Genomic DNA, 24,051 nt, shown 5'->3' on the forward strand with positions numbered 1-24,051 from the left:
CGATAGCGGTGGGTCAGGCAACATAGATTCGACTGACACACCGCTATCGCGAGCAAGCTCGCTCCCACAGGTTCTTTGTTTCAACTGAGACCTATAAAAATGGCTGGCACGCAAACCCCGTTGTGCACCGCGTTGCTGATCGACGGGGAACTGGTTCCCGGTGAAGGCATTGTCGAGCCGATCCTCAACCCGGCCACCGGCGAAGTGCTGGCTCACATCGCCGAGGCCAGTACCGAGCAGGTCGAAGCCGCGATCCTCGCCGCCCACCAGGCCTTTGACAGCTGGTCGCGCACCACGCCGCAACAACGTTCGAACCTGCTGCTGGACATCGCCAGCGCCATCGAAAAGAACGCCGATGAGCTGGCCCGCCTCGAATCCCTGAACTGCGGCAAGCCGCTGCACCTGGCGCGCCAGGATGACCTCAGTGCGACGGTGGATGTATTCCGGTTCTTCGCCGGCGCCGTGCGCTGCCAGACCGGCCAGCTCAGTGGTGAATATCTGCCCGGCTACACCAGCATGGTGCGCCGCGACCCGATCGGCGTGGTGGCGTCCATTGCGCCGTGGAACTACCCGATCATGATGGCCGCGTGGAAAATCGCCCCGGCCCTGGCCGCCGGCAATACGCTGGTGTTCAAGCCGTCGGAACACACACCGCTGTCGATCCTGGCCCTGGCGCCGACACTGGCCCAGATCCTGCCACGAGGCGTGATCAATATTCTCTGCGGGGGCGGCGAAGGTGTGGGCAGCCATCTGGTCAGCCATCCCAAAGTGCGCATGGTCTCGCTGACCGGCGATATCGTCACCGGGCAGAAGATCCTCCAGGCCGCGGCGAAAACCCTCAAGCGCACGCACCTGGAGCTGGGCGGCAAGGCGCCGGTGATCGTGTGCAACGACGCCGACATCCAGGCCGTGGTCGAAGGCGTGCGCACCTACGGTTATTACAACGCCGGCCAGGATTGCACCGCGGCCTGCCGGATCTACGCCCAGGATGGGATTCATGACCGCCTGGTGGCCGAACTCGGCGCGGCGGTCAGCAGCCTGCGCTTTGCCGGCAAGCGCGATGCCGACAATGAGATCGGCCCGCTGATCAGCACCCGCCAGCGCGACCGGGTCGCCAGTTTTGTCGAGCGCGCCCTCGGCCAGCCACACATCGAACGCATTACCGGCGCGGCGGTGCATTCCGGCGCCGGCTTCTACTACCAGCCCACGTTGCTGGCCGGCTGCAAGCAAAGCGATGAAATCGTCCAGCGCGAAGTGTTCGGCCCGGTCGTCACCGTGACCCGCTTCGACGAACTCAGCCAGGCGGTGGACTGGGCCAACGATTCCGAATACGGCCTGGCGTCCTCGGTATGGACCCAGAACCTCGACAAGGCCATGCAAGTGGCGGCGCGGCTGCAATACGGCTGCACCTGGATCAACAGCCACTTCATGCTGGTCAGCGAAATGCCCCACGGCGGCCTGAAACGTTCGGGTTACGGCAAAGACCTGTCCAGCGATTCGCTCCAGGACTACAGCGTGGTGCGCCACATCATGGCCCGCCACGGCCAGCATCTGTAGATAACAGCACTACTCTAATAACAGGCCATCCATGGCGCTTCACTCTGTTCGAACACTGCCCCGACCATAATTAAAGCAAGAGGGATTTCCATGTACGCGCACAAGACCGTATTGCTCAGTGCAATCACCACGGCGCTGCTGACCAGCGTCAGCCTCCAGGCCGCCGAACCGCTCAAGGCCGTTGGCGCCGGTGAGGGCCAACTGGATATCGTCGCCTGGCCGGGTTACATCGAACGCGGCGAAAGCGACAAGGCCTACGATTGGGTCACCGGTTTCGAGAAGGAAACCGGTTGCAAGGTCAATGTGAAAACCGCCGCCACCTCCGACGAAATGGTCAGCCTGATGACCAAGGGCGGCTACGACCTGGTCACCGCCTCGGGCGACGCCTCGTTGCGGCTGATTGCCGGCAAGCGCGTGCAGCCGATCAACACCGCGCTGATCCCCAACTGGAAAAACCTCGACCCGCGGCTCAAGGATGCACCGTGGTACGTGGTCAACCAGCAGACCTACGGCACTCCGTACCAGTGGGGCCCGAACGTGCTGATGTACAACACCGAGGTGTTCAAGCAGGCGCCCACCAGTTGGAGCGTGCTGTTCAGCGCCCAGAACCTGCCCGACGGCAAGCCAAACAAAGGTCGCGTGCAAGCCTACGATGGCCCGATCTACATCGCCGACGCCGCGCTGTACCTCAAGACCGCCAAGCCTGAGCTGGGCATCAAGGACCCCTATCAACTCGACGAAGCCCAGTACAAGGCCGTGTTGGAATTGCTGCGGGCCCAGCAACCGCTGATCCACCGCTACTGGCACGACACCACCGTGCAGATGAGCGATTTCAAGAACGAAGGCGTGGTGGCCTCCGGCGCCTGGCCGTATCAGGTCAACGGCCTGATGAACGAGAAGCAACCGATCGCCTCGACCATTCCGAAAGAAGGCGCCACCGGCTGGGCCGACACCACGATGTTGCACGCCGAGGCCAAGCATCCCAACTGCGCGTACAAGTGGATGGACTGGTCGCTGCAACCGAAAGTCCAGGGTGACGTCGCCGCATGGTTCGGCTCGTTGCCGGCGGTGCCGGCGGCGTGCAAGGCCAGCGAACTGCTGGGCGCCGAAGGTTGCAAGACCAACGGTTTCGATCAGTTCGACAAGATCGCCTTCTGGAAAACCCCACAGGCCGAGGGCGGCAAGTTCGTGCCGTACAGCCGCTGGACCCAGGACTACATTGCGATCATGGGCGGGCGGTAAATCGGAGCAACCCTGTGGCGAGGGAGCTTGCTCCCGCTGGCGTGCGCAGCACGCCCAAAACGGACCGACGCGGTATTAGCTGACCCACCGCATCGCCTGGTTTGGGGGCGGCTTCGCCCCCCAGCGGGAGCAAGCTCCCTCGCCACGGGATCGCATGCCAATCGTTGACGTTTCATACCCGCCCCGCTTCTTTGGAGCCACCATGACGCTTGCAGTCCAATTCACCCAGGTATCCCGTCAATTCGGCGATGTGAAGGCCGTTGACCGGGTTTGCATCGACATCCAGGACGGCGAGTTCTTTTCCATGCTGGGCCCGTCCGGCTCGGGCAAGACCACCTGCCTGCGACTGATCGCCGGGTTCGAACAACCCACTGCCGGCTCGATCCGCATCCACGGCGAAGAGGCCACTGGGCTTGCGCCGTACCAGCGGGACGTCAACACGGTGTTCCAGGACTACGCCCTCTTCCCTCATATGAACGTGCGCGACAACGTGGCCTACGGCCTGAAAGTCAAAGGCGTCGCCAAGGCCGAGCGCATCCAGCGCGCCAACGAAGCGCTGGAGATGGTTGCCCTGGGCGGCTACGGCGAACGCAAGCCGGTACAGCTCTCCGGCGGCCAGCGCCAACGCGTGGCCCTGGCCCGCGCGCTGGTCAATCGCCCACGGGTGTTGCTGCTCGACGAACCCTTGGGCGCCCTGGACCTGAAGCTGCGCGAACAGATGCAAGGCGAGTTGAAGAAGCTGCAACGCCAGCTGGGCATCACCTTCATTTTTGTCACCCACGACCAGACCGAAGCGCTGTCGATGTCCGACCGCGTGGCGGTGTTCAACAAGGGGCGCATCGAACAGGTCGATACCCCACGCAACCTGTACATGAAACCGGCGACCACCTTCGTCGCCGAATTCGTCGGCACCTCCAACGTGATTCGTGGCGAGCTGGCCCGGGAACTGAGCGGTTATCCACAGCCGTTCTCGATCCGCCCGGAACACGTGCGTTTTGCCGAGGGCCCGCTGGCCAGTGGTGAGATCGAGGTCCACGGCCTGCTGCACGACATCCAGTACCAGGGCAGTGCCACGCGCTACGAGTTGAAACTTGCCAACGGCCAGACCCTAAACCTCAGCCAGGCCAACACCCAGTGGCTGGACAACACCGCCCAGCACCAGACCGGCCAGCACCTGAGCGTACGCTGGGCGCGGGAGGCGATGGTCGCGCTGCACGACACCGTCAGTGGCGAGGTGTGAGATGAACACCCTGGCCATCGCTCAAACGCCCACGCCCGGTTCACCGTTGCGACGCTTTTCCAACCTGCTGTACCGGCGCCCCAACCTGTACCTGTCGATGTTGCTGGTGCCGCCGCTGATCTGGTTCGGCGCGATCTACCTGGGCTCGCTGCTGACCTTGCTGTGGCAGGGTTTCTACACCTTCGACGACTTCACCATGGCGGTCACGCCGGACCTGACCCTGGCGAATTTCGCGGCGCTGTTCCAACCGTCGAACTTCGACATCATTGTGCGCACCCTGAGCATGGCGATAGCCGTGTCCATCGCCAGCGCCATCGTTGCGTTCCCGATTGCCTACTACATGGCGCGCTACACCCGTGGCAAGACCAAGGCGTTTTTCTACATCGCGGTGATGCTGCCGATGTGGGCCAGCTATATCGTCAAGGCCTATGCCTGGACGCTGCTGCTGGCCAAGGGTGGCGTGGCGCAGTGGTTCGTCCAGCACCTGGGCCTGGGGCCGGTGTTGCAGTTCGTGCTGGGGATCCCAGGCGTGGGCGGCAGCACCTTGTCCACCTCACACCTGGGCCGGTTCCTGGTGTTCGTCTACATCTGGCTGCCGTTCATGATCCTGCCGATCCAGGCGTCCCTGGAGCGTCTGCCGCCCTCGCTGCTGCAAGCCTCGGCCGACCTGGGCGCCAGGCCACACCAGACGTTCATGCAAGTGATCCTGCCGCTGTCGATCCCCGGCATCGCCGCCGGCTCGATCTTCACGTTCTCGCTGACCCTGGGAGATTTCATCGTGCCGCAACTGGTGGGCCCGCCGGGCTACTTCGTCGGCAGCATGGTCTATGCCCAGCAAGGCGCCATCGGCAACATGCCCATGGCCGCGGCGTTCACCCTGGTGCCCATCGTGCTGATCGCCATCTACCTGTCTATCGTCAAGCGCCTGGGGGCTTTCGATGCACTCTGACTCTCAAGACCGGGCCTCGTGGGGCTTGCGGATCGCGGCGTGGGGCGGACTGGTGTTCCTGCATTTCCCGATCCTGATCATCTTCCTCTACGCCTTCAATACCGAGGACGCGGCGTTCAGCTTCCCGCCCAAGGGCCTGACCCTGAAGTGGTTCAGCGTCGCCTTCTCGCGCCCGGATGTGCTGGAGGCGATCAAGCTGTCGTTGCAGGTCGCGGCCATCGCCACGCTGATCGCCATGGTGCTTGGCACCCTGGCCTCGGCGGCACTGTACCGTCGGGATTTCTTTGGCAAACAGGGCATTTCGCTGATGCTGATCCTGCCGATTGCCTTGCCGGGCATCATCACCGGCATTGCGCTGCTGGCGACCTTCAAGACCCTGGGCATCGAGCCGGGCATGTTCACCATCGTCGTCGGCCATGCCACCTTTTGCGTGGTGATCGTCTACAACAACGTCATCGCCCGCCTGCGCCGCACCTCCCACAGCCTGATCGAGGCCTCGATGGACCTGGGCGCCGACGGCTGGCAGACCTTTCGCTACATCATCTTGCCTAACCTGGGGTCGGCACTGCTGGCCGGCGGGATGCTGGCCTTTGCGCTGTCATTTGACGAAATCATCGTCACCACCTTCACCGCCGGCCACGAACGCACCTTGCCGCTGTGGCTGCTCAACCAACTCAGCCGCCCGCGCGATGTACCGGTGACCAACGTGGTGGCGATGCTGGTGATGATGGTCACGATGTTGCCGATATTGGGCGCGTATTACCTGACCCGTGGCGGTGAGAGCGTGGCCGGTAGCGGCGGGAAGTAGAAGGGCTTTTTGTGGGAGCGAGCTTGCTCGCGATGACTGACAAAGATTCAACACAGATGTCGACTGTAAGACCGTTATCGCGAGCAAGCTCGCTCCCACAGGGATCGGTTCCAGCAGACACAGAACTGCTTCGATGAGGACAATGCTATGCAAACCAAACTGCTGATCAACGGCCACCTGGTGAACGGCGAAGGCCCTGGCCAGGCGGTGTTCAACCCATCGCTGGGGCGGGTGCTGGTGGAGATCAATGAAGCCAGCGAAGCCCAGGTGGATGCCGCCGTGCGCGCCGCCGACGCCGCCTTCGAGTCATGGTCGCAAGTGCCGCCCAAGGACCGCTCCCTGTTGCTGCTCAAGCTGGCCGATGCCATCGAAGCCCACGGCGAAGAACTGGCGAAACTGGAGTCGGACAACTGCGGCAAACCCTTGAGCGCCGCGCTGAATGACGAGATCCCGGCGATTGCCGACGTGTTCCGCTTCTTTGCCGGCGCCAGCCGCTGCATGAGTGGCTCGGCGGGCGGCGAATACCTGCCGGGGCACACCTCGATGATCCGCCGCGACCCGGTGGGCGTCATCGCCTCCATCGCGCCGTGGAACTACCCGTTGATGATGGTCGCCTGGAAAATCGCCCCGGCCCTGGCCGCCGGCAATACCGTGGTGCTCAAGCCGTCGGAGCAGACTCCGCTGACGGCGTTGCGCCTGGCGGAACTGGCGTCGGAAATTTTCCCGGCTGGTGTGCTCAACGTGATCTTCGGTCGCGGGCAAACCGTCGGCAACCCGCTGGTCACTCACCCGAAAGTGCGCATGGTGTCGCTTACCGGCTCCATCGCCACCGGCGCGAACATCATTTCCAGCACGTCCGACAGCGTCAAGCGCATGCACATGGAGCTGGGCGGCAAGGCCCCGGTGATCATTTTCGACGATGCCGATATTGACGCGGCCGTGGAAGGCATCCGCACCTTCGGTTTCTACAACGCCGGCCAGGACTGCACCGCCGCCTGCCGAATCTATGCCCAGCAAGGCATCTACGACCAGTTCGTCGAGAAACTCGGCGCCGCGGTGAGCAGCATCATGTATGGCCTGCAAACGGCGCCAGACACCGAGATGGGCCCGCTGATCACCGCCCAGCATCGTGACCGCGTGGCCGGGTTCGTCGAACGAGCCATCGCCCAGCCGCATATCCGCCTGATCACCGGTGGCAAGGCGGTGGAGGGCAACGGATTCTTCTTCGAACCGACAGTATTGGCCGACGCCCAGCAGGACGACGAAATCGTCCGTCGGGAAGTCTTCGGGCCGGTGGTGTCCGTCACGCCGTTCCTCGACGAAGCGCAAGTGCTGGCCTGGGCCAACGACTCGGACTACGGCCTGGCCTCATCGGTGTGGACCGCCGACATCGGCCGCGCCCATCGCCTGTCGGCACGCCTGCAATATGGCTGCACCTGGGTGAACACCCACTTCATGCTCGTCAGCGAAATGCCCCATGGCGGTCAGAAACGTTCCGGCTATGGCAAGGACATGTCCATGTATGGGCTGGAGGATTACACGGTGGTGCGGCATGTGATGTTCAAGCATTGACGGCAAGACAACGTTGGAAACACATGCCCGCGCCTGCCCTGCGTTCGCCCTGCTAAGGTTTTCGTCGATCGGTGCACGCTCGCCGGTTGACGGAAATCCTGGCAGCACCTAGGGTGTCTACAACGTATACATCTTGGAGATCAGCCATGGCCTCGCCCGTTTTGTCCTTTCGTGTGGAAGAAGGTCTGGCCCAACAGCTGGACTTGCTGGCTGCCGCCACCGACCGCGACCGTCAATATCACCTCAAGCGTGCACTGGTTCGATATGTGGAAGCCGAGTCCTGGCATCTGCAAGCCATCAGCGAAGGCATAGCCGATGCCGACGCTGGAAACCTGACCGATCTGGACGCCGTGAAGGCTAAGTGGGCAAAGCGTGCCGAGCATCGTACTGACCGACAAAGCACAGAGTGACCTCGATTCGATTCACGAACATTACCAAAGCGCTATCGGCGCGGAAGGCGCCGATGAGGTCATCAGCGCCATTCTGGAAACATTGCGCCAACTGCAACGCTTTCCCGGCTCGGGCCGTCCTTCGGTCGCTCCCGATATTCGAGAGCTCGTGCTGACACGCTACCCGTTCGTTGCTCCCTACCGACTCAAGCAGGGACAACTGCAGGTCCTGCGGATACTGCACCAGCGCACCGAACGTCCGCAGGATTGGTCGGTGGAGTGATGTCGGCCATCCCACCTGACCGCCAGCGGCGCCATCAGATCATCTGTACGCTCCCTTTATATCCGCCTTGCCACGTACGGCTTCGAAGCGATCGGGGGATAAGTCTTGTCCTGCCTGAGAATGACCGGCACGTAACACCACTTCGCCATGCGCGTTGATACTGAATTCAATTGCACGACCCGGGACTAATTGCAGGGCGTCGCGAATTGGCTTAGGGATGGTAACCAGCCCCTTGCTTGTCATCGTCGTTCGCATAATGTCCTCCTTTTTGAATATCACCCTATTCAAAACCGCGAAACACTGCGCATCGCATCCACCAGATAGCGCATGGCGATGCGGTCGTTTTCCGACAACTCCCGATAGCGCTCCACCAGCCTCAATTCTTCCAGGCTGAGCCGGCGTGTCCTGCGCGGGTTGGCCAGGCCTGGAAAGATCCCCAGCATTTCGGCAATGCCCTGTATTTTTGTCATGAGTTGTCCTTCTTTACGTCGAGATTGACCTGATAGCGCCGTCTGAATCCGGGTTAGATCCTCTATCACGCTAAAGAATAGGGAGGATTCCAAGCGTGAAAAGGGAGTTTTAGAGTAATTAGTCAAAAATAGTTGGAAACGACATAAAAAAAGAAATAACTGTAAGAAAATTTGACCAAGCCCAGCTTTCCTTGCTCTTTCAGCCCGTATTTCCCCTATGATTTTGCGCCTCGGTGAACCGATCCAGCTCTCAGGCATCTGTTCTAACGTTCGTCGCGTTTGGTCAAAGGCATGTCCGAACTCCCTTATCAGTCTCTGTTGCCAGGATCGGCTCGGGATTGTTTCGAGAAAGGTTGTATTTATGCACCGCAGGAATCTGCTCAAGGCCTCCATGGCCTTCGCCGCCTACACCGGGTTATCGGCCTCCGGGCTCATGGCCGCACGTGCTTGGGCCGCCGACCAGACCGCCGACGGCGAAGCCCGTCCCTTCGATTTCAATGGTTTGAAGGATCAGGCCCGGCGGCTGGCCGAGAGCCGCTATGTCGACACCAAGCAAGTCCTGCCTCCTACGCTGGCGCAAATGTCGCCGCTGCAATTCAACGCCATCCGGTACGACGCCAACCACTCCCTGTGGAATGACCTCGACGGGCGGCAACTGGATGCACAGTTCTTCCACGTCGGCATGGGTTTCAAGCAGCCGGTGCGCATGTTCAGCGTCGATCCGAAGACGCGCATGGCCCGTGAGGTGCACTTCCGTCCGGAACTGTTCAACTATGAGAAAACCACGGTCAACACCTCGCAACTGACGGGTGACCTGGGCTTCGCCGGCTTTCGCGTCTTCAAGGCGCCGGAACTGGACCGACACGACATCGTTTCGTTTCTGGGGGCCAGCTACTTCCGCGCGGTGGATGCCAGCGGCCAGTACGGGCTGTCGGCCCGCGGCCTGGCCATCGACACCTATGCCAAGAAGCGTGAGGAGTTCCCCGACTTCACCAAGTTCTGGTTCGAAACCCCGGAAAAGAACAGCACCCGCTTCGTCGTCTATGCCCTGCTCGACTCCCCCAGCGCCACGGGTGCCTATCGGTTTGACATCGATTGCCAGCCGACCCGGGTAGTGATGGAGATCGACGCGCACATCAATGCCCGTACCGCCATCGATCAACTGGGTATCGCGCCCATGACCAGCATGTTCAGCTGTGGCACCGTCGAACGGCGCATGTGCGACACCATTCACCCGCAAATCCACGATTCCGACCGGCTGGCCATGTGGCGCGGCAACGGCGAGTGGGTGTGCCGGCCGTTGAACAACCCCGCCACCTTGCAATTCAACGCCTTCGCCGACAAGGACCCGAAAGGCTTCGGCCTGGTGCAGACCGACCATGACTTCGCCAGCTACCAGGACACCGTGGACTGGTACAGCAAGCGCCCCAGCCTGTGGGTCGAACCGACGACGGCCTGGGGCGAAGGCTCGGTGGACCTGCTGGAGATTCCTACCACCGGCGAAACCCTGGACAACATCGTCGCGTTCTGGACACCGAAAAAACCGGTGGCCGCCGGCGACTCGCTGAACTATGGCTACAAGCTCTACTGGAGCGCGCTGCCCCCGGTCAGCACCGACCTGGCCCGCGTCGACGCCACCCGTTCAGGCATGGGCGGCTTCATCGAAGGCTGGGCCCCGGGCGAGCATTACCCGACCGTCTGGGCACGCCGTTTCGCCGTGGACTTCAGCGGCGGCGGCCTCGACCAACTGCCGCCTGGCACCGGCATCGAACCGGTGGTGACCTGCTCCCATGGCGAAGTGAAGGACTTCAACGTGCTGGTGATGGATGCAATCAAGGGCTACCGCATCACCTTCGACTGGTACCCGACCGACGACAGCGTAGAGCCGGTGCAGATGCGCCTGTTCATTCGCACCAAGGACCGCACCTTGAGCGAGACCTGGTTGTACCAGTACTTCCCGCCGGCGCCGGATAAGCGCAAGTATCCCTGATAGGGATCGGGTGTCGGGGCTGCCCCTATCGCGAGCAAGCTCGCTCCCACAGTAGTTTTGTGTCGTTCACACATTCCCTGTGGGAGCGAGCTTGCTCGCGATGAGGCCGGTACAGCCACCGAATAATCCAGCCAGATAAACAAAAACCCCGGCCAATGACGACCGGGGCTTTTTGTTTTACCAACCACTCAATCGCGCAAATCCGACTCGTGAATCGGCTGGTCCCGATGCGTGGCCCGCTGGTACTGTGCCGGCCACGTGGCCTTGCGGCCGCCCAGGTCATCATCGGCATGCAGGGCCCAGTACGGATCGCGCAACAATTCGCGGGCCAGGAAGATGATATCGGCCTGGCAGGTGCGCAGGATGTGTTCGGCCTGGGCCGGTTCAGTGATCATGCCGACGGTGCCGGTGGCGATTTCCGACTCCTTGCGCACCCGCTCGGCAAAGCGTGTCTGGTAACCCGGGCCGGTGGGAATTTCTGCGTTGGCGGCCGTGCCACCCGATGACACATCGATCAAATCCACCCCCAGTGCCCTGAATCGCCGCGCCAGCTCCACGGTTTCGTCTGGGTTCCACCCGTCTTCGACCCAATCGGTGGCGGAAACGCGAACGAACACCGGCAGCTCTTCAGGCCATACGGCCCGCACCGCCTCGGTGACTTGCAGCACCAGGCGGATGCGATTCTCGAACGAACCGCCGTATTGATCGCGGCGCTGATTGCTCAACGGCGACAGGAACTGATGCAGCAGATAACCATGGGCCGCGTGGACCTCGACCACTTTGAAGCCGGCGGTAAGGGCGCGCTTGGCCGAATCCACGAAGGCCTGGATCACACCGGCGATCTGGCCTTCGTCCAACTGCACCGGCGGGGTGTGTTGCGGGTCGAAGGCAATCGGCGACGGGCCGACCGGAACCCAGCCGCCGTCCGCTGGTTTTACGCTGCCATGCTTGCCCAGCCAAGGTCGCCAGGTGCTGGCCTTGCGTCCGGCATGGGCCAGTTGTATGCCCGGCACGGCCCCTTGGGCGGTGATGAACCGGGTGATGCGTTGCAAGGGTTCGATCTGTTCGTCATTCCACAGCCCCAGGTCCTGGGCGGTGATGCGACCGTCGGCGGTCACGGCGGTGGCTTCGGTGAACACCAGGCCGGCACCACCCACGGCACGGCTGCCCAAGTGCACCAGGTGCCAATCGTTGGCCAGGCCATCGGTGCTCGAATACTGGCACATCGGCGATACCGCGATGCGATTGGGCAGGGTCAATTGGCGAAGGGTATAGGGTTCCAGCAGCAGACTCATGGGGCACCTCTCGAATCAGTGGGCAGGCTCCAGGGTTCTGTTTGAAAAGTCGACGAGTGACAAAAGGTGCAACACCCGCCCCCGCGGGCAAAAAATTCGACAAGACGTCACAAGGGCTATCAAGCAGTGCTTAGAGCCTAGTCGACAACCCGCAAGGACGGAGGGTTCAGAAGTTAAAAACCGACGGTGTGACGCGATGCTGTTCACTTAAGGCTCATCGGCGTATCGGCTACCGCGGCTCGATATGGGCAATCATCAATTGCACCGTTTCCTGGCCGCGGAACTCGTTGAGGTCGAGCTTGTAGGCCAGCTCCACCCAACGCACCGTAGGGTTGGGCCAGATCTCGCGGTCGATGCCAAAGGCGATGCCATCAAGCTTCACCGAACCGCACTCGCTCTTGAGGATGACCTTCAGGTGCCGTTCGCCCACCACGCGCTGTTCGACCAACTGGAACAGGCCGTGGAACATCGGCTCGGGAAAGTGCTGGCCCCAGGGGCCGGCGTGGCGCAGTGCCCGGGCCAGTTCCAGGTGGAACTCCTCCACCGCCAGGGTGCCGTCCGACAACAGCCGGCCGGTCAGGTCTTCTTCGCGCAACTGCCGACGCACTTCCGCATCGAACGCCTCGGCGAACAACGGAAAATTCGCCTCCGGCAGCGTCAGCCCCGCCGCCATGGCGTGACCACCGTACTTGCTGATCAGGGTCGGATGCTGCGCCGCCACGACGCTCAACGCATCGCGAATGTGAAAGCCCGGTACCGAGCGCCCCGAGCCCTTGAGCAAGCCGTCCCCGGCATCGGCAAAGGCGATGGTCGGGCGGAAATAGCGCTCTTTCATCCGCGAGGCGAGGATGCCGATCACCCCTTGGTGCCACTGCGGATCGAACAGGCACAAACCGAACGGCATCGACTCCACCGGCAGGTCCTTGAGCTGGGCCAGGGCTTCGCGCTGCATGCCCTGCTCGATGGACTTGCGGTCCTGGTTCATGCCGTCCAGTTGCGCCGCCATCTCCCGCGCCAGGGCCGCGTCGTCGGTGAGCAGGCATTCGATGCCCAGGCTCATGTCATCCAGGCGCCCCGCCGCGTTCAGGCGCGGCCCGAGGATAAAGCCGAGATCGGTGGAGGTAATCCGCGAAGCATCGCGCTTGGCCACTTCCAGGATGGCCTTGATGCCGGGCCGGGCGCGTCCGGCGCGAATCCGTTCCAGGCCCTGGTGCACCAGGATCCGGTTATTCGCGTCCAGGGGCACCACGTCGGCCACGCTGCCCAGGGCCACCAGGTCGAGCAATTCGCCGATGTTCGGCTGGGGTGTACTGGCATACCACCCAAAGCTGCGCAGACGCGCCCGCAACGCCATCAGCACATAAAAAATGACGCCGACACCGGCCAGGGCCTTGCTCGGGAATTCGCAGCCCGGCTGGTTCGGATTGACGACCGCATCGGCCGCCGGCAGTTCGAGGCCGGGCAAGTGGTGGTCGGTGACCAGCACCTTGAGCCCCGCCGCTTTCGCCGCCGCCACGCCTTCCACGCTGGAAATGCCGTTATCCACGGTGATCAGCAACTGCGGTTCGCGGGTCAAGGCGACTTCGACGATTTCCGGGGTCAGCCCGTAGCCATATTCAAACCGATTGGGCACCAGGTAATCGACATGGGCCGCACCGAGCAGGCGCAAGCCCAGCATGCCCACAGTGCTGGCGGTCGCGCCATCGGCATCGAAGTCACCCACGATCAGGATGCGCTGGCGCTGCTCCAACGCCGTCACCAGCAGATCCACCGCGGCGTCGATCCCCTTGAGCCGTTGGAAGGGAATCAAACGCGCCAGGCTCTTGTCCAGTTCAGCCTCGGACTGCACCCCACGCGCTGCGTACAGGCGGGTCAACAGGGGCGGCAGGTCACCGAGGAATGGCAGGGTGTCGGGCAGTTGGCGGGGTTCTATGCGCATGGGGTGACGAAAACTTCTCTTTAATGGTGAAAATCCGGGTGGCGAGGGAGCTTGCACCCGCTTGGGTTGCACTGTAGGAGCTGCCGAAGGCTGCGATCTTTTGATCTTTTGATCTTTTGATCTTTCGATCCTTCGCTTGAGACTCAAGTGTCAGGGGAAAGATCGCAGCCTCGTTGCACTCGACAGCTCCTACACAGCTCCTACACAGCTCCTACCCAGCTCCTACAGGGCCCGGCGGGCTCAACCACGCTCGCCCAGCAACCATTGCAACTGGACTTCATGCTGGCCACGGTCGTCGGTCACGAAAATCGTGCCCTCGCTGATCATCACGTCCCACTTGATCACCCGGGGCATGTCCTTGGCCAGGGTTTCGAGCACGTCCTGGGGCACCGCGGCGATGTTGACGTTTTTCAGGTTCTTGACCGCCGGGATCACCTTGCCTTCCCAGACCCGCAGGCTGCCGTAGGCCAGCAAGCTGGTGCGTTCGGTCCGGCGCGAGCACCAGGTCAGGCGATCGGCATCCGGCTGGCCGACTTCGATCCAGTGCAGCACACGGTCATCCAGGCTTTTTTCCCACAGCGCAGGCTCATCGACGTCTGACAGACCACGACCAAACGCCAGCAGTTCGTTGTACCAGAACGCATAGGCCAGCAGGCGCACGGTCATGCGCTCTTCGGTTTCCGAAGGGTGGCGGGCGATGGTCTGCTTCACATTCTCGTACACATTGCGGTCGAGGTCGGTGAGGTTCAGTTCAAACTTGTAGGTCGTGGACGGCTGGGCCATGAACGGGCTTCTTGATACGAGGAAAGGCGGCAAGTCTAACCGATGACGCGGGCAATCCACGAATTGCCGACCATCAACCTGCGGCGACTGACCTTGGCCTATGATAAAACGCTCTATTCGTTCTGCCTTTGTCCTACAGGATCTGTCATGTCGCTTACTGCCAAACCCCTTGCCGGCGTCAAAGTCATCGAACTCGGCACCTTGATCGCCGGGCCCTTCGCCTCGCGCATCTGCGGCGAATTCGGTGCCGAGGTCATCAAGGTCGAGTCACCCGACGGCGGTGACCCCCTGCGCAAGTGGCGCAAACTGTACGAAGGCACCTCGCTGTGGTGGTTCGTCCAGGCTCGCAACAAGAAGTCCCTGACCTTGAACCTCAAGCACCCCGAAGGCCTGGCGATCCTGAAAAAACTGATCGGCGAAGCCGATATCCTGATCGAGAATTTTCGCCCCGGCGTACTGGAAAAACTCGGCCTGGGCTGGGATGTCCTGCATGCGCTGAACCCCAAACTGGTGATGGTGCGACTTTCGGGCTTCGGCCAGACCGGGCCGATGAAAGATCAGCCGGGGTTTGGCGCGGTGGGCGAGTCCATGGGCGGCCTGCGCTACATCACCGGCTTCGAGGACCGTCCGCCGGTACGCACCGGGATTTCCATCGGCGACTCCATCGCGGCCCTCTGGGGCGTGATCGGCGCACTGATGGCCCTGCGTCACCGCGAGGTCAACGGCGGCACCGGACAAGTGGTGGATGTGGCCCTGTATGAGGCGATTTTTGCCATGATGGAAAGCATGGTGCCCGAGTTCGACGTGTTCGGCTTCATCCGCGAACGCACCGGCAACATCATGCCCGGCATCACCCCCTCGTCCATCCACACCAGCGCTGACGGCAAGCACGTGCAGATTGGTGCCAACGGCGACGCGATCTTCAAGCGCTTCATGCAGATCATCGGCCGCGACGACCTGGCCAATGACCCGCAACTGGCCAGCAACGACGGCCGTGACAGCCGCCGTGACGAGCTGTACGGCGTCATCGATCGCTGGGTCAACTCGCTGCCGCTCGACAGCGTTATCGACCAATTGAACCAGGCCGGAGTGCCGGCCAGTCGGATCTTCAGCGCCGAGGATATGTTCAGCGACCCGCAGTTCCTGGCCCGTGAAATGTTCCTGCAGGCCAAATTGCCCGACGGCAAGGCGTTCAAGATGCCGGGGATCGTACCGAAACTTTCCGACACCCCGGGCACTTCCGAATGGGTTGGGCCGGCACTGGGTGAACACAACGCACAAGTGCTTGGCGAGCTTGGCTACGATGCGCAGCAGATCGCCAAGCTGCGTAGCGACGGGGCCATTTGACGCGCCGCAGCGGGCCGTCACTGAAGATCAAACTGTGGGAGCGAGCTTGCTCGCGATAGCGTCGGCTCAGTCGACCTGATGTTGACTGGCACACCGCAATCGCGAGCAAGCTCGCTCCCACAATTGGATCGGAGTACCACCGGGAGAATCAGGCCGGATGCAAGGCCGCCTTCGCGAGCAGGCTCGCTCCCACAGTTGGGTCCGAGTACGACCGGGAGAGCCAGGTCGGCTGTCAGGCCGCCTCGCGAGCAAGCTTTGCTCCCACAGATATGATGGGCGTACGACCGGGAGAACCAGGTCGGCTATTAGGCCGCCTCGGTTTTGTTTTTGATCTGGGGGCGCCCCATTAACCACGCTGGCTGAACGAAGGTATTGCGCAGTGGGCAACCCGGCATGGATGCCGGGTTAGCCGCGCTGGGCCATGGATGGCCCTTCGCGGCGGCCCACGGAGCAATGCCTTCGTTCAGGCATGCCGAGCCTAGGCGAGGCACCGAGTGGTGGGGCATAGAGCGCTTTGGTTACTTTCGCGCTTTTCGAAAGTGACCCGCCGTCAGGGCGGAACCCTAAGCCGCCGTTACCGCAGAAATGGATATGTACTCGAAGGCCGCCATCGCGAGCAAGCTTCGCTCCCACACCGGCGCCAACACCTGACAAACCAAGCTAAAACCACAAACGCCAGGCAAAAAGAAACCCCGAGGAGTGGGGAGACAACTCGGGGTTAAACGTAACCAATCAAGGTTAGTACAACAAGCGACAAGCACCGGAGCACAATGCTCGCTCTTGTTGGTAAAAGATCTGACTCATCAGAACGTAGGAAGGTTCCCACGAAAGCCCGGTCAATTCGCCCCGACCATGACCTTGTCACGCGCCAGATTGCGCAGCGCCGCAATCACACAGGGCTCCAGGCGGCCCTCGGCAATCAGCACATCGCGATGCAGGCCATCGACCACATCCGTCAACTGACGCTTGTCGGTCAATTGGGCCTGATTGAACGCTCGCTCGACCATGATGGCCCCGGAGGCATTCTTCAGCGTCACCAGGCATTCGCCCTTGGCGCCGGAGGGAGTCAGCGTGACCTGATACGGGCTCAAAGCCTCACCCAGCAATAGGCTGATACTTTCCATTCGCTCACCCTTCAATAGTCCGAAAACAACTGCATGTTCACAGTAAGTGACCGTGGGCCGCAGCAGAAAGTTCGTCAGCGCACCGAACCGGCACGCCTTCGACCTGTTCAACCGAGCATGCGCGCCCAATGTGACAGGCAAACAACTGTCTTTTCTTGAAGCCTTGGCGTGGTGACGGTCGGCGTCAAGCCATCAACTTATCGCAACGGCGCCACCGACGCGCGGCCTCGGACCAGCCTCCCAGAATGCCGCGCAACTGCCCGTCGGCCCCATAGAAAGGCACCGACCAGTGATAGATTTCCCGCAAACCGCTGCCGAACATCAATTGCCGGTCGACGAACCGCGACTGGCCGGTGCGCAATTGCTCCATCATCTCCCCATGAAGCAACTCGGCGGTGGCCGGCGGGAATGCCGCCGAATCCGTCAACCGCGTGCCCCGCAGCTTTTCGAAGCGGGTCGCAAACTGGTCTTCGTAGCTCTTGTTGCACATGATCAGGCGCCCTTCCAGGTCCCGGATGAAAATCGGGTCGGGAATGGCATCCATCAAGGCTCGTTGGAGCATCAACTGGTCCTTGAGGATCGCCTCGGCCTTGAGGCGCTGGTCGATCTGTATCTGCAGGCGACGGTTCCATAGCAGTGACAGGAGGCCGAACACCAGGACCACGGTCACGCACCAGTACCCCCAGCGGGACACCCGCTCCCAGGTCGACGGCGCCTGGACGGGAGTGATGCCGGCCATCCATTTGGAACGCAACGCGCGCATCTCCTCGGCCGGGAAGGCTTCCAGGGCTTTATTCAAGATACTCAGCAGCACGGTCAGGTCTTGGCGTACCGCGAGGTAGTCGGGTTCCCATTTGCCCTCAAGGCCCCTGCCTACCTGCAGTTGTCCCGCCGGATAAAAGTGCATCCCGGTTTCATTTTCGATGGTGGCATAGGCTTCCCGGCTCTCGACCAATGCCCGCGCCTCGCCATAGGTCTTGGTCGTGTGCAATTTGATGGCCGGGTAGTCGCGCCTGATCTCCGCCTCCAATGCATGCCGCGCCGGCAACGCCAGGACCTTCCCTTCCAACTGATCCAGCGAATGGAGGATCGACTCTCCATCACGGCCAACAAATACCCAGCCCGAACCACCAAATGCATGGCTGAAACTCAGGAAATCCTTACGTTCGTCATTCATCGCCAAGAGGGTCGTCATGTCAGCCTCGCTGTTCTCCAGCATCGTCAGCAACTCGCCGGGGGAGAACGATTCGCGATGCACGAACTCAAGGCCAGTCATTTGCGCAATGCGCTGGAGAATGTCGTGGTTCAGGCCGTTCCACTGCCCCAATTCATTCTTGAACAGGTACAACGGAAACTCCATCGTGGCCACGATGACTCGGGGGTTCTCCTTGATCCACTTCAGTTCCTGCGCATCCAGCACCAGCCGTTCGCCAGGATTGAACGGCGGCGTTTCGAAAGCCGTCAACGGCGACGCATTGCCCTCCTGCGCCCAGTACATCAGGGCCAAGCCCATTACCCAGCCCAGGGCTGGCTTGCCTTTGCTAAAAAACAACATCTGCATTTCCTTCGAGATGACTCGCCCGTCCCTCCAAGGGGGCGAAAACCCGACCAGTTTGGCATGCAAAAACAAGAAAGCCCGTCAGGAGACGGGCTTCAAAATGTGACAGATTCAGGCGCTCAGAGCGGCTTGCCGCGGTTGCCATGCTGGCTGACAAAGGCCTGCACAGCCTTCAAGTCGTTGGGCAACACGGTGCAACGTTCCTCTCGCTCAAACAAATCAGAAAGATGTGCGGGTAGTTCGAGCGCTTTTCCTACACCTGCTTTCTCCACGGCTTCCGGGAACTTGACCGGGTGTGCCGTGCCCAGGATCACCATCGGGATATCCAGGCTGCGACGGCACTCGCGAGCGGCCCTGACGCCGATGGCCGTGTGCGGATCGAGCAACTCACCGCTCTGCTCGAACACCTCGGCGATGGTTTCGCAAGTCTGCTCATCGTCCACGGCCAGGGAGTCGAACAACTTGCGGGCTTCGGTCCAGCGCTCAGGCTCGACGCTGAAACCGCCGCCCTGGCGGAAGCTGTCCATCAGCCCGGCAATCGCCGCACCGTTGCGACCGTGCAGGTCGAACAGCAGGCGTTCGAAGTTCGACGACACCATGATGTCCATCGAAGGCGACAACGTGGCGTGCAGGGTTTCCTTGACGTACTGGTTGCCGCTCATGAAGCGGTGCAGGATGTCGTTGCGGTTGGTGGCGACGATCAATTGATTGATCGGCAGGCCCATGTTGCGCGCCAGGTAGCCGGCGAAGATATCGCCGAAGTTGCCGGTCGGCACCGAGAACGACACCGAGCGGGCCGGGCCGCCCAATTGCAGGGCCGCGTGGAAGTAGTAAACGATCTGGGCCATGATCCGCGCCCAGTTGATCGAGTTCACCGCCACCAGCCGCGTGCCCTTGAGGAAGCTCTGGTCGGCGAAGCTGGCCTTGACCATCTCCTGGCAGTCATCGAAGTTGCCTTCGATGGCGATGTTATGGATGTTATCGCCGAAAATCGTCGTCATCTGCCGACGTTGTACTTCCGAAACCCGGTTGTGCGGGTGCAGGATGAAAATGTCGACGTTCTCGCAATGCTTGCAGCCTTCGATGGCCGCCGAACCGGTGTCGCCAGAGGTGGCACCGACGATCACCACACGCTCGCCACGCTTTTGCAGCACGTAGTCCAGCAAGCGACCGAGCAATTGCAGGGCGAAGTCCTTGAACGCCAGGGTGGGGCCGTGGAACAGCTCCATGACCCATTCATTACCGTTGAGCTGACGCAGCGGTGCGATGGCGTTGTGGGAAAAGACGCCATAGGTCTCTTCCAGGATTTTCTTGAAATCGGCGTCCGGGATGCTGCCGGTGACGAACGGGCGCATGACCCGGAACGCCAGCTCGTGATACGGCAGGCCGGCCCAGGAAGCGATTTCTTCCTGGGTGAAGCGCGGCAGGTTTTCCGGCACATAGAGACCGCCGTCCGTGGCCAGGCCGGCCAGGAGGACATCTTCGAAATTCAGGGCCGGTGCCTGGCCGCGGGTGCTGATATAGCGCATGGGGGGCAAACCTTCGGTTTGGGCTTCAAGCGTTGAAGTTGCAGGCGACACATTCAAAGGCAAGTTTGCCTTCGTTCGCAGCCTGCAACTTACCGCTTGCCGCTAAATTAATTCAAATGTTCGACGCGAATACGAACCACCGGGCCAACGACACCCTGGAGCGCTTCCAGCGCCGCAATCGCGTCGTTGATGCGCTGCTCGACCACACGATGGGTCAGCAGGATCATCGGCACCAGGCCGTCGTGTTCCTCGACTTCCTTCTGCATGATCGACTCGATGTTGATGCCCCGTTCCGAGAGGATACTTGCCACTTGGGCCAGCACACCCGGATGGTCCTTGGCCTGGATGCGCAGGTAGTAGGCGCTTTCGCAGGCCTCGATCGGAAGAATCGGGTGAGCCGACAGCGAGTCGGGCTGGAAGGCCAGGTGCGGCACACGGTTTTCCGGGTCCGAGGTCATGGCGCGAACCACGTCCACCAGGTCGGCAATCACCGAAGAGGCCGTCGGTTCCATGCCCGCACCGGCGCCGTAGAACAGCGTCGAGCCGGAGGCGTCGCCGTTGACCATCACCGCGTTCATCACGCCGTTGACGTTGGCGATCAGGCGGTCGGCCGGGATCAAGGTCGGGTGCACGCGCAACTCGATGCCGTTGGCGGTGCTGCGCGCCACGCCCAGGTGCTTGATGCGATAGCCCAAGGCTTCGGCGTAGTTCACGTCAGCGGTGGTCAGCTTGGTGATGCCTTCGGTGTAGGCCTTGTCGAACTGCAACGGAATGCCGAACGCAATGGAGGCCAGGATCGTCAGCTTGTGCGCGGCGTCGATGCCTTCCACGTCGAACGTCGGGTCAGCCTCTGCGTAACCCAGGGCCTGGGCTTCGGCGAGCACGTCTTCGAAGGTGCGCCCTTTCTCGCGCATCTCGGTGAGGATGAAGTTACCGGTGCCGTTGATGATCCCCGCGACCCAGTTGATGCGGTTGGCCGACAGGCCTTCGCGGATCGCCTTGATCACCGGGATACCACCGGCCACGGCGGCTTCGAACGCCACGATCACGCCCTTCTCGCGGGCCTTGGCGAAAATCTCATTACCGTGAACAGCGATAAGCGCCTTGTTCGCGGTGACCACATGCTTGCCATTCTCGATGGCCTTGAGTACCAGCTCACGGGCAACGGTGTAGCCGCCGACCAGCTCTATGACGATGTCGATCTCAGGGTTCGTGGCCACTTCGAAGACATCGTTGGTAATCGCAATACCGGTCGTCTGGAACTGAGGCTTTGGCGTGCGCGTGGCAATTTGTGCCACTTCGATCCCACGCCCGGCACGACGAGCAATTTCCTCGGCGTTGCGCTGAAGTACGTTGAAGGTGCCGCCACCGACGGTACCTAACCCACAGATGCCTACTTTGACCGGATTCACTCTTGACTCCCCATGAAACGGCCGACGCAAGGTCGGCCGTGAAATACAGCCGCGCAGCAACGCGACTTTGTGTTTAACGGCCCGACGAAGGTTTTCGCCGAGCCGTGATCTTCAGAAGCGGATCGCCCATGATCATTTCGCGCCCAGGGCCAGTTTGGCGACTTGTGGCGCCGGCTGATAGCCCGGAATCACCTGGCCGTCAGCCAAAACGATGGCCGGCGTGCCGTTCACACCAATGGACTGGCCAAGGGCGAACTGCTTGGAGACCGGGTTCTCGCACTTGGCGGCCTTGATTTCCTTGCCATCGACCATCTTGTCCATGGCCGCTTTCTTGTCCTTGGAGCACCAGACCGCCTGCAACTGCTCGTCGCCCGGCGAGCCCAGGCCCTGGCGCGGGAACGCCACATAGCGCACTTCGATGCCACGCTTGTTCAGCTCCGGCACTTCGGCGTGCAGCTTGTGGCAATACGGGCAGGTGGTGTCGGTGAACACGGTAATGTGGGACTTGGTTTCGCCAATCGCCGGATAAACCACGGTTTCAGCGACTGGAATGCCGTTGATCAACTTGGAAATGCCCTGGCGCTCGGTCATCTCGGTGAGATTGACCGGCTTGCCGTCCTTGAGCTCGAACAGGTTGCCCTGGACGATGTACTGGCCGTCGGCGCTGGCGTAAAGCACGCGGCTGCCCTTGAGCTTGACCTCATACAGACCGGCCATGGGACTGGCCGAAATGGTTTCGATCGGCACTTCGAGCTGAAGGTTTTCCAGGCTCTTGCGGATAGCCTTGTCGGCCGCGTCGTCGGCGATGGCAAAGGTACTGGCCAGCGCGATGGCGGCGGCGGTAAACATCTGGATCAAACGCATGGGGACTCCTGAGGCGAACAAATGAGACGGGAAACGCCGACCCGCAGATTCGGGTTCCAACCGCCCACTGTGCAAACCGGCAAAGCCTACCACATAAGGCCCGCGTGACCGAATGCCGCTGACGCAAGACGCTTTGAAGACCGATGCTGGCTGACACACCGCCATCGCGAGCAAGCTCACTCCCACACTTTGGCCGGTGCCAGACAGCAATTGCGCATCCACCACCCAATCCCTGTGGGAGCGAGCTTGCTCGCGATGGCGGCAGCACTGACAACATCGCGGCAGGTTTCAGCCGCGCGGATGGTGCTTGGCATGCAAGTCCTGCAACCGCGCCCGGGCGACGTGGGTGTAGATCTGGGTGGTGGACAAGTCGCTGTGGCCGAGCAGCATCTGCACCACCCGCAAGTCGGCGCCGTGGTTGAGCAGGTGCGTGGCGAAGGCATGGCGCAAGGTATGGGGCGAGAGGGATTTGTTGATCCCGGCCACCTTGGCCTGGTGCTTGATCCGGTGCCAAAAGGTCTGGCGGGTCATCTGCTCGCCCCGCAGGCTGGGAAACAGCACGTCGCTGGGGCGCCCGCCCAGCAGTTCATGACGGGCGTCGCGCATATAACGCTCGACCCAGACGATCGCCTCCTCACCCATCGGCACCAGGCGCTCCTTGCTGCCTTTGCCCATCACCCGCAACACGCCCTGGCGCAGGTTGACCTGCTCCAGCGTCAAGCTGATCAACTCGGTGACCCGCAGGCCGCAGGCGTACAACACCTCCAACATCGCCCGGTCGCGCTGACCGATGGCTTCGCTGAGATCGGGTGCCGCCAGCAGCGCTTCCACATCGGCTTCCGAGAGGGACTTGGGCAGCGGACGCCCCAGTTGCGGCATTTCCACGCGCAAGGTAGGGTCCACCGCAATCAGCTTTTCCCGCAGCAAATAGCGATAAAACCCACGCAAACCGGAGAGAAACCGCGCGGTCGAGCGCGGTTTGTAATTCTGCTCCAGGCGCCACGCCAAGTGATCGAGGATCAGCTCCCGGCCGGCATTGATCAGTTCCAGGTGGTTTTCCTGCAGCCAGCCGTTGAACAACGCCAGGTCGCTGCGGTAGGCATCGCGGGTGTTATCGGACAGGCCTTTCTCCAGCCACAGGGCGTCGAGAAACTGGTCTATCAGCGGATGATCGATGGCTGGCATAAGGACTCTTGAGGGATGCGGGCACACGCGGCATCGAAATGGCAAATGAAGCTATGCAGGGTGCTCAAAGCGCAAATCGCAGGCAACAAAAAAGCAGCCCGCAGGCTGCTTTTTTTTGCATCGGAAGCTGGACTTAAGCCAGTTTTTCCTTGATGCGAGCTGCTTTACCCGACAGGTCACGCAGGTAGTACAGCTTGGCTTTACGCACGTCACCGCGACGCTTGACAGCCATGCTGTCGATTTGCGGGCTGTAGGTCTGGAAAGTACGCTCTACGCCGACACCGTTGGAGATTTTACGAACGGTGAATGCACTGTTCACGCCACGGTTACGCTTGGCGATAACAACGCCTTCGAACGCTTGCAGACGGGAACGGTCGCCTTCCTTCACTTTCACCTGAACGACAATGGTGTCGCCCGGGGCAAAGGTAGGGATTTCTTTGGTCATCTGCTCTGCTTCGAGTGCAAGGATGATTTTGTTAGTCATGCTGTGCTCCTAAGGCGAGTCGTCGGACTCA

22 protein-coding genes are annotated in these 24,051 nt (G+C 61.5%); 10 read left to right on the top strand and 12 right to left on the bottom strand.

What is annotated here, in order from left to right; translation table 11 throughout:
- Positions 1–99 precede the first annotated feature (99 nt).
- The 8 genes from LQ215_RS21685 (at position 100) to LQ215_RS21720 (ending at position 8,040) form a co-directional block, all read left to right on the top strand.
- The gene (locus LQ215_RS21685) at positions 100–1,557 is read left to right on the top strand and encodes a gamma-aminobutyraldehyde dehydrogenase (protein ID WP_230152516.1); all 1,458 of its coding nucleotides are present in this window, start codon (positions 100–102) and stop codon (positions 1,555–1,557) included.
- A gap of 90 nt (positions 1,558–1,647) precedes the next feature.
- Positions 1,648–2,799 carry a putative ABC transporter substrate-binding protein YdcS gene (gene ydcS, locus LQ215_RS21690; protein ID WP_230152517.1) on the top strand — a complete coding sequence of 384 codons (1,152 nt, stop codon included), beginning with the start codon at positions 1,648–1,650 and terminating at the stop codon, positions 2,797–2,799.
- Between the two features lie 202 nt (positions 2,800–3,001).
- Complete coding sequence (locus LQ215_RS21695) at positions 3,002–4,039, top strand: ABC transporter ATP-binding protein (RefSeq protein ID WP_230152518.1); 1,038 nt, start codon at positions 3,002–3,004, stop codon at positions 4,037–4,039.
- A 1-nt stretch (position 4,040) separates the two neighbouring features.
- A complete protein-coding gene (locus LQ215_RS21700) occupies positions 4,041–4,988 on the top strand; it encodes an ABC transporter permease (RefSeq protein ID WP_230152519.1) in 948 nt (315 codons plus the stop codon).
- Complete coding sequence (locus tag LQ215_RS21705; protein WP_057448389.1) at positions 4,978–5,796, top strand: ABC transporter permease; 819 nt, start codon at positions 4,978–4,980, stop codon at positions 5,794–5,796. The genes LQ215_RS21700 and LQ215_RS21705 overlap by 11 nt, the downstream gene beginning before the upstream one ends.
- 147 nt (positions 5,797–5,943) lie before the next feature.
- A complete protein-coding gene (locus LQ215_RS21710) occupies positions 5,944–7,368 on the top strand; it encodes a gamma-aminobutyraldehyde dehydrogenase (RefSeq protein WP_230152520.1) in 1,425 nt (474 codons plus the stop codon).
- 146 nt (positions 7,369–7,514) lie between these two features.
- Positions 7,515–7,778 carry a CopG family ribbon-helix-helix protein gene (locus tag LQ215_RS21715; RefSeq protein ID WP_003198119.1) on the top strand — a complete coding sequence of 88 codons (264 nt, stop codon included), beginning with the start codon at positions 7,515–7,517 and terminating at the stop codon, positions 7,776–7,778.
- Complete coding sequence (locus LQ215_RS21720; protein ID WP_230152521.1) at positions 7,741–8,040, top strand: type II toxin-antitoxin system RelE/ParE family toxin; 300 nt, start codon at positions 7,741–7,743, stop codon at positions 8,038–8,040. Before LQ215_RS21715 ends, LQ215_RS21720 begins: the two co-directional genes overlap by 38 nt.
- A 39-nt stretch (positions 8,041–8,079) precedes the next feature.
- Here the strand turns inward: LQ215_RS21720 and LQ215_RS21725 are convergent, their stop codons facing one another.
- Positions 8,080–8,295 carry an AbrB/MazE/SpoVT family DNA-binding domain-containing protein gene (locus LQ215_RS21725; protein ID WP_230152522.1) on the bottom strand — a complete coding sequence of 72 codons (216 nt, stop codon included), beginning with the start codon at positions 8,293–8,295 and terminating at the stop codon, positions 8,080–8,082.
- A 29-nt stretch (positions 8,296–8,324) separates the two neighbouring features.
- On the bottom strand, positions 8,325–8,510 hold the full coding sequence (locus LQ215_RS21730) for a hypothetical protein (protein ID WP_230152523.1): 186 nt from the start codon (positions 8,508–8,510) through the stop codon (positions 8,325–8,327).
- A gap of 361 nt (positions 8,511–8,871) precedes the next feature.
- On the opposite strand from LQ215_RS21730, the gene LQ215_RS21735 reads away from it, so the two are divergent.
- On the top strand, positions 8,872–10,500 hold the full coding sequence (locus LQ215_RS21735; RefSeq protein WP_230152524.1) for a glucan biosynthesis protein D: 1,629 nt from the start codon (positions 8,872–8,874) through the stop codon (positions 10,498–10,500).
- A gap of 188 nt (positions 10,501–10,688) precedes the next feature.
- Here LQ215_RS21735 and LQ215_RS21740 read toward each other — a convergent pair whose 3' ends face one another.
- The 3 genes from LQ215_RS21740 to LQ215_RS21750 all read right to left on the bottom strand — a co-directional run bounded on the left by LQ215_RS21740 (position 10,689) and on the right by LQ215_RS21750 (position 14,517).
- Entirely contained in the window at positions 10,689–11,795 is a 1,107-nt protein-coding gene (locus LQ215_RS21740; RefSeq protein WP_214511341.1) for an NADH:flavin oxidoreductase/NADH oxidase, read from the bottom strand.
- A gap of 229 nt (positions 11,796–12,024) precedes the next feature.
- Positions 12,025–13,734 (bottom strand): single-stranded-DNA-specific exonuclease RecJ, encoded by a 1,710-nt coding sequence (gene recJ / locus LQ215_RS21745; RefSeq protein WP_230152525.1) that lies wholly within the window; start codon positions 13,732–13,734, stop codon positions 12,025–12,027.
- Positions 13,735–13,974: 240 nt separating this feature from the next.
- A complete protein-coding gene (locus tag LQ215_RS21750) occupies positions 13,975–14,517 on the bottom strand; it encodes a YaeQ family protein (protein WP_212797433.1) in 543 nt (180 codons plus the stop codon).
- A gap of 147 nt (positions 14,518–14,664) precedes the next feature.
- Here LQ215_RS21750 and LQ215_RS21755 point away from each other — a divergent pair, with 147 nt between their 5' ends.
- On the top strand, positions 14,665–15,864 hold the full coding sequence (locus LQ215_RS21755) for a CaiB/BaiF CoA transferase family protein (protein ID WP_230152526.1): 1,200 nt from the start codon (positions 14,665–14,667) through the stop codon (positions 15,862–15,864).
- Positions 15,865–16,700: 836 nt separating this feature from the next.
- Here LQ215_RS21755 and LQ215_RS21760 read toward each other — a convergent pair.
- The 7 genes from LQ215_RS21760 to rplS form a co-directional block, all read right to left on the bottom strand.
- Positions 16,701–16,988, bottom strand: coding sequence for a DUF3509 domain-containing protein (locus LQ215_RS21760; protein WP_230152527.1), 288 nt, complete (start codon positions 16,986–16,988; stop codon positions 16,701–16,703).
- Between the two features lie 184 nt (positions 16,989–17,172).
- A complete protein-coding gene (locus tag LQ215_RS21765) occupies positions 17,173–18,543 on the bottom strand; it encodes a transporter substrate-binding domain-containing protein (RefSeq protein WP_230152528.1) in 1,371 nt (456 codons plus the stop codon).
- A gap of 122 nt (positions 18,544–18,665) precedes the next feature.
- Positions 18,666–20,075, bottom strand: coding sequence for a threonine synthase (thrC, locus tag LQ215_RS21770; protein ID WP_230152529.1), 1,410 nt, complete (start codon positions 20,073–20,075; stop codon positions 18,666–18,668).
- Between the two features lie 107 nt (positions 20,076–20,182).
- Complete coding sequence (locus LQ215_RS21775; RefSeq protein ID WP_058544705.1) at positions 20,183–21,487, bottom strand: homoserine dehydrogenase; 1,305 nt, start codon at positions 21,485–21,487, stop codon at positions 20,183–20,185.
- A 132-nt stretch (positions 21,488–21,619) separates the two neighbouring features.
- Positions 21,620–22,351: a DsbC family protein gene (locus tag LQ215_RS21780; RefSeq protein WP_063322825.1), complete on the bottom strand. Its 732-nt coding sequence runs from the start codon at positions 22,349–22,351 to the stop codon at positions 21,620–21,622.
- Positions 22,352–22,639: 288 nt separating this feature from the next.
- Positions 22,640–23,536, bottom strand: coding sequence for a site-specific tyrosine recombinase XerD (xerD, locus tag LQ215_RS21785; RefSeq protein WP_003198093.1), 897 nt, complete (start codon positions 23,534–23,536; stop codon positions 22,640–22,642).
- A 133-nt stretch (positions 23,537–23,669) separates the two neighbouring features.
- Entirely contained in the window at positions 23,670–24,020 is a 351-nt protein-coding gene (rplS, locus tag LQ215_RS21790) for a 50S ribosomal protein L19 (RefSeq protein ID WP_003175895.1), read from the bottom strand.
- Positions 24,021–24,051: the final 31 nt, after the last annotated feature.

The organism is Pseudomonas brassicacearum (assembly GCF_918698105.1).
GTDB lineage: Bacteria > Pseudomonadota > Gammaproteobacteria > Pseudomonadales > Pseudomonadaceae > Aquipseudomonas > Aquipseudomonas brassicacearum_F.